The sequence below is a fragment of the Streptomyces sp. NPDC049687 genome, from assembly GCF_044465285.1.
Taxonomy (GTDB): domain Bacteria; phylum Actinomycetota; class Actinomycetes; order Streptomycetales; family Streptomycetaceae; genus Streptomyces.
In genome coordinates this window covers 795,486-806,429 of record NZ_JBITLN010000001.1, presented here as the reverse complement: position 1 = coordinate 806,429, position 10,944 = coordinate 795,486, and the positions used below count along the sequence as shown (strand labels likewise).

General features: G+C 69.0%; 10 protein-coding genes. 3 read left to right on the top strand and 7 right to left on the bottom strand.

What is annotated here, in order from left to right:
- On the bottom strand, positions 1–885 hold the full coding sequence (locus ACIBVL_RS03695) for a diiron oxygenase (protein ID WP_399091141.1): 885 nt from the start codon (positions 883–885) through the stop codon (positions 1–3).
- A 425-nt stretch (positions 886–1,310) separates the two neighbouring features.
- Here ACIBVL_RS03695 and ACIBVL_RS03690 point away from each other — a divergent pair, with 425 nt between their 5' ends.
- Both ACIBVL_RS03690 and ACIBVL_RS03685 read left to right on the top strand, forming a co-directional pair.
- Positions 1,311–1,997, top strand: a complete 687-nt coding sequence (locus tag ACIBVL_RS03690; RefSeq protein WP_399091138.1) for a TetR/AcrR family transcriptional regulator C-terminal domain-containing protein — start codon at positions 1,311–1,313, stop codon at positions 1,995–1,997.
- Between the two features lie 117 nt (positions 1,998–2,114).
- A complete protein-coding gene (locus ACIBVL_RS03685; protein WP_399091135.1) occupies positions 2,115–3,104 on the top strand; it encodes an NAD(P)-dependent alcohol dehydrogenase in 990 nt (329 codons plus the stop codon).
- Positions 3,105–3,353: 249 nt separating this feature from the next.
- Here the strand turns inward: ACIBVL_RS03685 and ACIBVL_RS03680 are convergent, their stop codons facing one another.
- The 6 genes from ACIBVL_RS03680 to ACIBVL_RS03655 all read right to left on the bottom strand — a co-directional run bounded on the left by ACIBVL_RS03680 (position 3,354) and on the right by ACIBVL_RS03655 (position 9,663).
- On the bottom strand, positions 3,354–4,325 hold the full coding sequence (locus tag ACIBVL_RS03680; RefSeq protein ID WP_399091132.1) for a hypothetical protein: 972 nt from the start codon (positions 4,323–4,325) through the stop codon (positions 3,354–3,356).
- 217 nt (positions 4,326–4,542) lie between these two features.
- On the bottom strand, positions 4,543–5,532 hold the full coding sequence (locus tag ACIBVL_RS03675) for a zinc-dependent alcohol dehydrogenase family protein (protein WP_399091129.1): 990 nt from the start codon (positions 5,530–5,532) through the stop codon (positions 4,543–4,545).
- Positions 5,529–6,416 carry a carbohydrate ABC transporter permease gene (locus ACIBVL_RS03670; protein WP_399091126.1) on the bottom strand — a complete coding sequence of 296 codons (888 nt, stop codon included), beginning with the start codon at positions 6,414–6,416 and terminating at the stop codon, positions 5,529–5,531. The genes ACIBVL_RS03675 and ACIBVL_RS03670 overlap by 4 nt, the downstream gene beginning before the upstream one ends.
- On the bottom strand, positions 6,413–7,372 hold the full coding sequence (locus tag ACIBVL_RS03665) for a carbohydrate ABC transporter permease (RefSeq protein WP_399091123.1): 960 nt from the start codon (positions 7,370–7,372) through the stop codon (positions 6,413–6,415). The genes ACIBVL_RS03670 and ACIBVL_RS03665 overlap by 4 nt, the downstream gene beginning before the upstream one ends.
- A 79-nt stretch (positions 7,373–7,451) precedes the next feature.
- Positions 7,452–8,807 carry an ABC transporter substrate-binding protein gene (locus tag ACIBVL_RS03660; RefSeq protein ID WP_399091121.1) on the bottom strand — a complete coding sequence of 452 codons (1,356 nt, stop codon included), beginning with the start codon at positions 8,805–8,807 and terminating at the stop codon, positions 7,452–7,454.
- A 94-nt stretch (positions 8,808–8,901) separates the two neighbouring features.
- Positions 8,902–9,663: a DeoR/GlpR family DNA-binding transcription regulator gene (locus tag ACIBVL_RS03655; RefSeq protein WP_399091118.1), complete on the bottom strand. Its 762-nt coding sequence runs from the start codon at positions 9,661–9,663 to the stop codon at positions 8,902–8,904.
- 395 nt (positions 9,664–10,058) lie between these two features.
- Here ACIBVL_RS03655 and ACIBVL_RS03650 point away from each other — a divergent pair, with 395 nt between their 5' ends.
- Positions 10,059–10,850, top strand: a complete 792-nt coding sequence (locus ACIBVL_RS03650) for a hypothetical protein (protein WP_399091115.1) — start codon at positions 10,059–10,061, stop codon at positions 10,848–10,850.
- Positions 10,851–10,944: the final 94 nt, after the last annotated feature.

Below are 10,944 nucleotides of genomic sequence, written 5' to 3'. Positions count from 1 at the left end.
TCACGACGCCACCTCCGCGTCCAGGACGCCGATACGGCGGTAGAAGGCGCGGGTGCGCGCCGTGATGCGGTCGTGGGCCGGCCGGCGTGCCGGATCGGCGAGCAGCCTGCGGCGCAGGCCGTAGGGGTCCGGCAGGCCCGCGTCCTTGTAGACGTCCACGCTGTAGAGCTGGGCCACCGACGCGTCGATGTACCGGCCGATGTACTCCCGGGCAGACGCGATTTCCTCGGGCGTCGATTTGTCCAGCATGGCCTGGTACAGGGCGCGGACCAACTGGCCGCCGAAGGCAATGTGACGGGATTCGTCCTGGTGGTGGATGCGGTTGATCGCGCGGATGGTTTCCGGCAGGGACTCGTCTGCGGCCATCGTGCTGTTGAAGTAGTCGACGATCTGCTCGAAGATGAGGATCCTGCTGAAAACCAGGAAATTGGCGACGAGCGGTGAAGTGTTTTCCTGGGGGAATTGGAGCGAGCGGTCCTCGTACAGCTTTTTCCCGTACCTGAGGCAGAATTCTGCGAAGAACCACATGTGCTCGTTCTCCTCGCCGAGGAAATGGTGGAAGAACGGGGTGGGGACCTCGAAGCCCGGTGTGTGGATGCGCTGCACCACTTCGAGGAGCAGTTCCCTGATGCCGTGCACGTTCAGGCTGTAGAAGTGGATGCTCTCCCAGCGGGACAACTCCCTGAGCTGCTCGGACGTCAGGCCGTCGGCCTCGGCGGTCCCGTGGACGGTGAGCAGGTGGGGGCTCATCCACATGGCGTCCTGTGGAATGCCGTCGGGCCATTCGAATGTCTGGTACGGGTTGTAGTAGTCGTCGACCGAGGCGCGGGCGAGTCGCTCGACCGCCGCCGCCATTTCACTGTCCCAGATGGTACTTACGGACATGCTCGAGGTCCTTTGCGGGTGAGCCGGGTAAACGGGATAGAAAGCGCTCTCTCAGATGGTCGGCGTGAGCGCCTCGGGAAGCATAGGGATCATGGATTACTTCATACAACGGTTGTGTGAACCATTGGCCGAAGTAGGTCCGGCACCGAAAGGGCAGCTTAAAGATCTCCCAAAGTGGGTTTGACGGAAGCATGACATACTCGAAAAAAGGGGCGGCCCGTTTCAGCATGTGGGCGGCTCGGGGGTGTTTTCACGCCATCGGGCGGGTCTTGCGGCCGAGTTGGTCTCGCATGCCGAGACGAAGCCGCTCGCGGGCGGCGGGAGGAGGGCGACGCCGACGGGGGCCCGGCCGCTGTACCGTCGTCAAGGGGAAGGACGGTCGGCTCCGGGCCCCGGCCGTACGAGAGGGGATCGTGGAGACAAGCATGCAGGCCGGCTCCGCCGCGCAGCCGCGCGCGCCTCTGAGCAGGGAGCGGGTTCTGGGCGCCGCCGTCGCGCTGGCCGACGAAGGGGGAGTCGACGCGCTCAGCATGCGCAGGATCGCGCAGGCGCTCGGCGTCGTGCCCATGGCGCTGTACAAGCACGTGGCCAACAAGAACGAGTTGCTGGACGGCATGATCGACGTCCTCGTCGGTGAGATCGACCCGCCCGCCGGGGACGCCGACTGGAAGGACGCCATTCGCCGACGGGTGCTGTCGGCCCGCCGCATGCTGCTGCGCCACCCCTGGGCGCCCGGGGTCATCGAGTCGCGGATCAAGGCGCGGACCACGCCGACCCCTGCGGTCATGGAGTACCTGGACTCCATGATCGGAATCTTTCGGGCCGGGGGGTTTCCGATCGATCTGGTCCATCACGCGATGCACGTCATGGGGAGCCGGCTGCTGGGCTTCTCCCAGGAGTTGTTCGAGGACGCCTCCGACCGCGAGCCGGATCCGGACGCGCTGCCGCCCGAGGAGATGGCCGCGCGTTACCCCCACATCACCGCACTGGCCATGGCGGTCGCTCACGACCGGGATTCCGTGGTCGGCTCGGGTTGTGACGACCAGTTCGAGTTCGAGTTCGCTCTGGACCTGACGCTGGACGGCCTCGAGCGGCTCCTGGGTGCGACCTGACCCGCTGGCGACGCACACCCTCCTTCACCCCTTGACGGGTGTACGGCGTACACCTACCGTGCCATCAACGGGGTGTACGCCGTACACCCCGACGTCGCCACGGATGGGGGAGACCCGGTGAAGGCGATTGTTCAGGAGCGGTTCGGCCCGCCGGACGTCCTGCGGCTGGCGGACACCGACCGGCCGGAGGTCGGAGCCGATGAGGTGCTGGTGCGGGTGCGCGCCGCCGGGCTCAACCCCTACGACTGGCACATGGTGCGCGGCGACCCGTTCGTGGCGCGGCTGATGGGGGTTGTGGGGCTGACCCGGCCGAAGTGCCGGGTGGCCGGCATCGACGCGGCCGGGCAGGTGGAGGCGGTCGGCGCCGACGTCCGAGGGCTCGAGCCCGGTGACGAGGTACTCGGCTTCTGTCCGGGCTCCTTCGCCGAGTACGCGCGCACCACCGCGGATCTGTTGGTGCCCAAGCCCCCGAGCCTGACGTTCGAGCAGGCCGCGGCCGTACCCCTGGGGGCGGTGACGGCCCTGCGTGGCATCCGGACCGTGGGCCGGGTGCGGGCCGGTCAACGTGTGCTGGTCAACGGGGCGGGCGGCGGCGTGGGCACGTTCGCCGTTCAGATCGCCGCCGCCTTGGACGCGGAGGTCACCGGGGTCTGCAGTGCCCGCAACGTCGACTTGGTGCGCTCACTGGGCGCCGCGCACGTCGTCGACTACGCCGAGGAGGATTTCACCGACCGGCGCACGCACTACGACGTGATCCTGGACAACGTGGGCAACCGGCCGCTGAGCCGGCTGCGCCGGGCGCTCGTCCCGACGGGCACCCTGGTGGCCAACGGCGGCGGGTCGCCGGGCCACGTGTTCGGGGCGTTGGGCTCCATGCTGCGACTGAGCGCGGTCGACGCGGTCGCCCGACAGCGGCTCCGCCCGATCGTCCCGTCGCCCCCGGCCGGACCGACCCATGAGGACCTGCTCGCCGTCACCGCGCTCATCGAGGCCGGCAAGCTCACCCCGGTGGTCGACCGGACCTACGCCCTGGCCGACACGGCCGAGGGTGTGCGCCATGTGGAGCAGGGCCATGCCCGCGGCAAGGCGGTGGTCACCGTGCCGTGAGCACGCGCGGTGCCGGCCTCACGGGTGACCGCGCAGGCCCGGTCATGAGACCGCGGAAGCGGTCGGCGGCGGGCCGCGGGTGCCGCCCGCGAAGGTCCCGTCGTACGACGTCAACCGTTCTCGGTGATCATGTCGATCAGGCCCTGGGCCGTGTTGTCGGCGGAGTCGATCCCCTTGACCTCGGCACCCTCGAAGGTGGCGTCGTCGGTGGGGCGGAGGAACATGGCCTGCTCGAACTACGGGCCGTCCTCAGGCGCTGAAGCGTTCGACGAGCGTCCTCATGGTGTCGAAGGCGGGCTTGGGAGTGTAGTCATCGGTGGTGAGCCCGAACTGGTGGAACAGTCCCGGCCGGGAGCTGTCGGCGTCTCGCAGCGCGAAATGCGTGTAACCGCTCAGGTGGAGTCGCTTGGAATGCGCGGCGACCACTCCTACGACGGTCTCGACGACTTCGGCCTGCCGGTGCGGGGGCCGTTCGGGCCCGGTGGGCCAACCGTGCTCGGTGATGTGCAGCGGTAGATGCCCCAAGCCGGCGGGGGCCAGCACCGACTCACGGTGATGACGGAGGAGCCCTTCGACGGCGTGCCCGAGATCGGATGCGGCGACGGGCTGGAAGACGTCGGGGAAGAAGTCCAGGCCCACGTAGTCCAGTTCGGTGATGAAGTGCGCTCCCCCGCGCTTGGTCAGGTCGGTGACGAAGGAGGTGGCCGGCCCGAAGAGGGGAGTGGTGTTGAATCCCACGCGCAGGTGCGCGTGCCCGAGTTCGCGTGCGCGCGCTTTGACGACGGAGACCCCACGGACGATCGCTTCGCGCACCGCCGGGTAGTAGCCGTCCAGCGTCGGGTTCGACGTGACGTCGGGTTCCTCCGTGACCTGCAAGGTGCTCGTGACCGCGCCGTACTGCTCGACCAGCTCGCTCAGGAAGGCGCAGTAGCCGTCGACGTCCCCGGCGGTGGACTGGTACTGCGCCACCAGGTCCAGGCGGCGCCCGCGGACGGCGTACCGGGCTGCGGCGGCCGGCGCCGCGGTCGCGTGCGGCTCGCCGAGGCGGGTGGTGTCGTCGAAGCCTATGTAGGCGCGTACCAGGAACGGGCGGCCCGGTCGGCCCTGGAGACGGTCGAGTGCGCCGGACACGCGGACCGGGTCGTCGGGCAGGCCGCCGGCCAGGCCCCCCGTGTCATCACCGGTGGTCCCGCCCGGGTAGATCCCGAAGACTATGGCCATGCGCGCCTCATCCGCGGGTGGGGAGGCCGGCCAGGACGGACTCGGCCGTGGGGCGCGAGAGGCCGGCGGTCTGCGCCGGTCGGCTGAGCGTGGCTGGTCGCCGGTACGACGGAGATCATCGGCAACGCGCTGCCTCGCTGACGCGTTCGGCGGAGGCGCCCGCGGCGATCAGCACCTGACCGCCGCGGTCCGCCGCAAGCCCGAGACCGCGCCGCGGTCAGGGCAGGACGACGATCTTGCGTCCCTGGCCGGCCGCGAACTGCTCGAGCGCCTGCGGGTACTGGGCCAGCGGCAGCCGGTGGCTGATGAAGATCTGCGGGTCGAGCACCCCGGCGGCGAACAGTTCCGCCGCGCGCTCGTAGCTGTGCAGCACCGCCATGGAGCCGGTGATGGTGATCTCCTGGTTGTAGATCCTGTACGGCGAGATGGTGGCCGTCGTGGCGTAGTCGGAGACCCCGAACTGGAGAAACGTGCCGGCCTTGGCGACCCGTTCCAGGCCGTCCTGGATGGCGGCGGCGTTGCCCGTCGCGTCGATCACCACGTCCCAGCCGGCCGGCCGGCCCAGCTCGTCGGCCCCGGCAGCGGCTCGGGAACAGCCCAGTTTCTCGGCCGTGGCCAGCCGCTCGGGGTTGACGTCGACGACGTCCACCGAGGCGGCTCCGGTGCGCTTGGCGAGCTCCAGCATCATCAGGCCCATCGTCCCGCTGCCGTAGATGAGCACATGGGAGCCGAGTCTGCTGTTGAGCACGTCGTAGCCGCGCACGGCGCAGGACAGAGGCTCGATCAGGGCCGCGTCCTGGACGTCCACGTGGTCGGGCAGCCGTACGCAGTTGGCGACGGGCGCCACGGCGTACTCGGCGGCGCCACCGGCCACGGTCACCCCGATCGCCTGCCACCGGTCGCAGAGGTTGTTGCGGCCGGCCCGGCAGTAGCGGCACTCGTTGCAGTACAGCGAGGGGTCCACCGCGACCCGGTCGCCGACGGCGAGTTCGGTGACCTCGCTGCCGAGGCCCACGACCTCCCCGGCGAACTCGTGCCCCGGCACCACGGGCAGGGTCGGTGCGAACTCGCCCTGGAGGATGTGCAGATCGGTGCCGCACAGCCCGCAGGCCGCCACATCCACCACGACCTCGCGCGGTCCCGGAGTGGGGTCGGGCACCGTGGTGACGGTGACCCTGCCGGGAGCTTCGATGACAGCGGCTTTCACTTGACTGCTCCTAGGGAGAGGCCGCGGACCAGTTTGTCCTGGGCGGCGAAACCGGCGATGAGGACGGGCAGGGAGACCAGCGTGGCGGCGGCGCACAGCCGTGCGAGGAACAGGCCCTCGTTGGTGATGAAGCCGACCAGGAACACCGGTGCGGTGGATGCCTGGGTCGCGGTGAGGTTGACGGCGAACATGAACTCGTTCCAGCTGAAGATGAAGCAGATCAGCGAGGTGGCGGCGAGTCCGGGCATGGCGACGGGTGCGACGATCCGCCACAGGACGGTGAGCAGGCCCGCGCCGTCGACCTCGGCGGCCTCGAGGATCTCCTTGGGGACCTCGGCGAGGAAGGAGCGCATCATCCACACCGCGATCGGGAGGTTCATGGCGGTGTAGAGGATGACCAGCGTCCATACGTTGTCCAGCATCCCGGCGTCCTTGACGATCAGGTACACCGGCAGCAGGGCCGCGATGGCGGGGAGGAACTTGGTGGAGAGGAAGAAGAACATCACGTCGGTCCACTTCTTCACCGGCTTGATGGACAGTGCGTAGGCCGTCGGCACCGCCAGTGCGAGCACCAGCAGGGTCGAGAAGACGCTCGCCATGGCCGAGTTGAGGAGGAAGGGGGTGATGTTCCGGCTGAACAGCAGTTTGTACTGGTCGACGGTGAGGGGCGCGAAGGGGGTCGGTGGGTTGGTCGCCGCGTCGGCTTCCTGGTGGAAGGAGGTGAGCACCATCCAGGCCACCGGCGCGAAGAACACGAGTGTGGCCAGCCAGGCCACGAACGTCCACAGCGGCGACAGGCGGGGCTCACCGCCCTGGTCGTCGCGGTTGCGGATGAGTTTCCTGAGCCTCGCCCCGGGCGCGGCGACTGCCGCGTGAGCGGTCATCGGGACACCTCCTCGCGGAACAGTGACGCGATGGTGCGCAGCGCGAAGGTCGCGATCACGATCGAGCCGAGGACGACGACGACTCCGGCGGCGGCCGCCTGGCCGTACTCGTATTTGCGGAACATGGTCAGGTAGATCTCGTAGGGCAGGTTGGTGGTCTGGGAGCCGGGGCCGCCCTGGGTGATGGTGTAGACCGCGTCGAAGGTCTGCACGACGTAGATCGTTCCGAGCAGGATGCCCAGCTCGATGTACTGGCGCAGATGCGGCAGCGTGATGTGCCGGAAGGTCGCCGTGGCCGACGCGCCGTCGACGCGGGCCGCCTCCAGGACGTCGCCGGGCTGGGCCTGCAGGCCGGCCAGCAGGATCAGCATCATGAACGGGGTCCACTGCCAGACCAGTGAGACCACGACGGCGGGCATGGGGGAGGAGGAGATCCAGTCGATCGTGGGGCCGTTGTCGGCGCCGAAGAGGCGGTAGACGGCGTTGAGGGTGCCGTTGAGCAGGCCGTAGTCGGGGTTGTAGATGGCGTGCTTCCACAGCAGCGCGGCCGCGACCGGCATGACCAGGAACGGCGCGATGAGCAGGGTGCGGGCCAGTCCGCGGCCCACGAACCGGCGGTCCAGCAGCATCGCCAGACCGAGGCCGAGGACCACGCTGACGAGGACCACCGAGGCGGTGAGGACGACGGTGTTGAGGACCGCGGTGCGCAGCCGTTCGTCGGTGAAGACGAACGTGAAGTTGGACAGGCCGACGAAGTGCCGCTCGCCCGGTTTGAGGATGTTCCACTGGAAGGTGGAGATCACGAGCGTGGCCACGAACGGCAGCTGCGTGACGACGATGGTGAAGACCAGTGCGGGCAGCAGCGGGATACGGCGCTTCCACGTGGCCGTGTCCGAGGACTTCTTGGTACGGGCGGGTGGGGGTGCTGTCTTGGGGGGTGCGGTGAGTGTGGTCATGAAGGGTTCCTCTGCCGGTGACGGCCGGGGTGGGGGAAGCGGTGCCCGGCCGGCGGAAGGGCCGGCCGGGCAGTGACGGTCACTGGTAGTTCTTGGCGACGTCCTCGGCGAGCTTCTGGCCGTCGTCGAGGGCCTTGTCCACGCTGGTCTTGCCGGCGATGGCGGCCGAGATCTCCTGGGTGACCTTCGTGCCCAGGTCCTGGAACTCCGGGATGGCCACGTACTGGATGCCCACGGTCGGCCGGGGCTGGACGCCCGGGTTGGCCGGGTCGGCTCCCTCGATGGACTTCAGGGTGATGTCACCGAACGATCCGGCGGCCTTCTGGTACTGCGGGAGCTCGTAGGTGCTGGCCCGCTTGCCGGCCGGGACCCGCGACCAGCCGAGCTTCTCGCCGACCAACTTCTCGTACTTCTTGCTCGACGCCCACAGCATGAACTGCGAGGCGGCGTCGGCGTTCTTCGTGGTCTTGGGCATGGCCCACGCCCAGGCCCACAGCCAGCCGCTGCTCTTGGTCTCGACGGTGGGTGCGTAGGCGTAGCCGACATGGCCGGCGATCTTGCTGGAGCCGGTGTCCTCCAGCGACCCGGCCGCGCTGGTCGCGTCGTACCACATGGCGACCTTCTTCTGGCTCATGGCGTTGAGGCACTCGGTGAACCCGGCCTGCGGGGCGCCCGCCTCACCGTGCTTGCGGACCAGGTCGACGTAGAAGTTCGTGGCCTTCTTGAACGCCGGGCTGTTGACCTGGGCCTTCCAGTCCTTGGTGAACCAGGTGCCGCCGAAGGTGTTGACCACGGACGTCAGCGGCGCACCCAGCTCCCCCCAGCCGGCCAGACCGCGCAGGCAGATGCCCTTCATGCCGGGCTCGGCGCCGTCGACCTTGGCCGCGATGTCGGCGATCTGCTGCCAGGTCGGGTGCTCGGGCACCGTGACGCCCTTCGCGCTCATGACGTCCTTGTTGTACATGAGCATGGAGGACTCGCCGTAGAACGGCAGGGCGTAGAGCTTGCCGTCCGAGCCGGACAGCGACGTGACCATCGGCTTGAGCAGGTCGCTCGTGTCGAAGCCGGTGTCCTTGTCGGCGTAGGAGCCGAGCTCGTGCAGCCAGCCGTTCTTGGTCCAGATCGGGACCTCGTAGGCGCCGATGGTGGCGACGTCGTACTGGCCGGCCTGGGTGGCGATGTCCTGGGTGACCTTGTCGCGCAGCTCGTTCTCGGGAAGGATCGTGAAGTTGACCTTGATACCGGTGTCCTTGGTGAAGGTGCTCTTGGTCAGTTTCGCGATGTCCTCCATCTGCGGGTTGCCGACCATCAGCACGTTGATGCTCTTGCCGCCGTCGCCGGAGCCGGAGGAGCCGCCCGCCCCGCTGCAGGCGACCAGCAGCGAGCCGGCGGCCGTGGCCGTGATGAGGACGTGGGTCATTCTTCGTGCGCGCATGACTGACTCCTGGGGATGTCTCGAGGGCGTGCGGAACCAGGCCCCCGGGCTTGCGAGGGCGGTGTGGGAGGGGGATGGGACGGGGGATCGCGGCTCAGGCCCGGATGACCTCGGGGCCCAGCAGTGAGTAGCGGTGTGCCTCGGAGGCGGGCAGAGCGGTGTCGGTGACGATCGCCTCGAACTCGGTGACCTCCGCGAAGCGGCAGAAGCTCACGGCGCCGAACTTCGTGTGGACCCCGGAGAACACCCGGCGTCTGGCGACTCTCATGACCTCGGCCTTCAGTGCGCTGACCGCGGGGTCGGGGGTGGTGAGTCCGTACTCGCGTGAGATGCCGTTCGCTCCGACGTACGCCAGGTCGATGACGAAGCCGGACAGCATGCGGGTCGCCCAGTGGTCGACCGTGGCCAGCGTCCCGCCACGCACCCGGCCACCGAGCAGCAGCACCGTGATGTTCTCGGCGCGGGCCAGGTCACCGGCGGTGGCCAGCGAGGACGTGACGACGGTCAGAGGCCGGTCGCGGGGCAGTGCGGCGGCGATGAGCTGCGGGGTGTAACCCTCGTCGATGAACACGGTCTCGGCGTCCCCGAGCAGCTCGGCCGCGCAGGCCGCGATCCGGGACTTCTCGGGGACGTGCATGGTGGTGCGGAAGGCGAGCGTGGTCTCGAAGCCCGCGCTCTCCACGGGATGGGCACCGCCATGGGTACGGCGCACCAGCCCGTGCTCCTCCAGGACGTTCAGGTCCCGCCGCACGGTCTCCTTGGAGACCCCGATGTCGGCGGCGAGCTTCCCGACGTCCACGGATCCGGTGCGGCGTGCCGTCTCCAGGATCACGCGTCTTCGCTCCTCGGTGTCCACCGCGACACCTCCGTTCCACGGCTCCGCGCGGTGTGCCCGCGCCAGAGGATGTCCGGTGCCCTGCCCGTTTGGGCGACCGGTGGCTAATTTCTACAAGCGGACCGCCCCGCTGACCAGGCTCGACGTATGGCACTTCCTGACCGAAAGTGCCCGTTTTCCGAAGTCCGGATGCCCTGGATGAGGCGGTTGAGGGCCCCGGGGCGTGCGAGACCGCTGCCTGCTTGGCCGCCGGGCGTGCCCGTTCGGTGCCCGTTTCCCGGATGATCAGCGACACCGGACCGGAATCGACACAACGGGGCAACCGGGACCCGTCCTCATGGGTCTAGCGACTGTGACACGACCTCAGGCCTCGCCGTGAGGAGACGGCGAGGCCGACGATCCCTGAGGGGGATTCCATGCGCATCCGCCCTGTTGCCGCCGTCGTAACCCTTGCCACCGCCCTTTCCGCGGCGGTGATTCCGGCGGCCGCCCGAGCCGCGGGCCCGGCCGCGTCCAGCGACACGACGTTCTCGAACCTCGTCGTCAACGGCGGCAAGGACATCGTGCTCGGCCTGACCACCAGGAAGACCATCACCCTCACGTGGACAGCGAAGGACCCGGACGGCATCGCCGCGTCCTGGGTCTACCTGTGGCACGGCCCCAACACCGACGACCAGGACGGCGTCCTGCCGCTGTACCCGCCGGCGGGCACGTGCACCGTGTCGCCCACCGACCGCACCACCTCCACCTGCGAGATGAGCTTCGTCGTGGACGCCGCGCGCGACCTCGACCACAACGGCCTCGCCGGCACCTGGAAGGTGTTCGCCGCGGCGCAGGACACCACCGACGACTGGACGGAGGCCGACGTCGCCGGCACGACGCAGATCAAGCGGTACGCCAAGGTCACGGTCAACGCCTCGCCCGAGCCGGTGAGGAAGGGCAGGACCATCACGGTCACCGGCAAGCTGACCCGCGCCAACTGGGAGAGCGGCACGTACACCGGCTACCGGGACCGGTCGGTCAAGCTGCAGTTCCGCAAGAAGGGCAGCACCACCTACACCACCCTGAAGACCATCACCAGCGGCAGCAACGGCACCCTGAAGACCACCACCAAGGCCGTCACCGACGGCTACTTCCGCTTCCTCTTCACCGGCACCGCCACCACCGGCCCGGCCACGGCGGCCGGCGACTTCGTCGACGTCGGGTAAGAGCTCCGGGCCGCACACCCACCACTGCGACGCGGGCTCGTCCCGGGCGAGCCGGGGCGAAGCCGGGCGGGAGTTGCAGCGCACCCCGGACGGG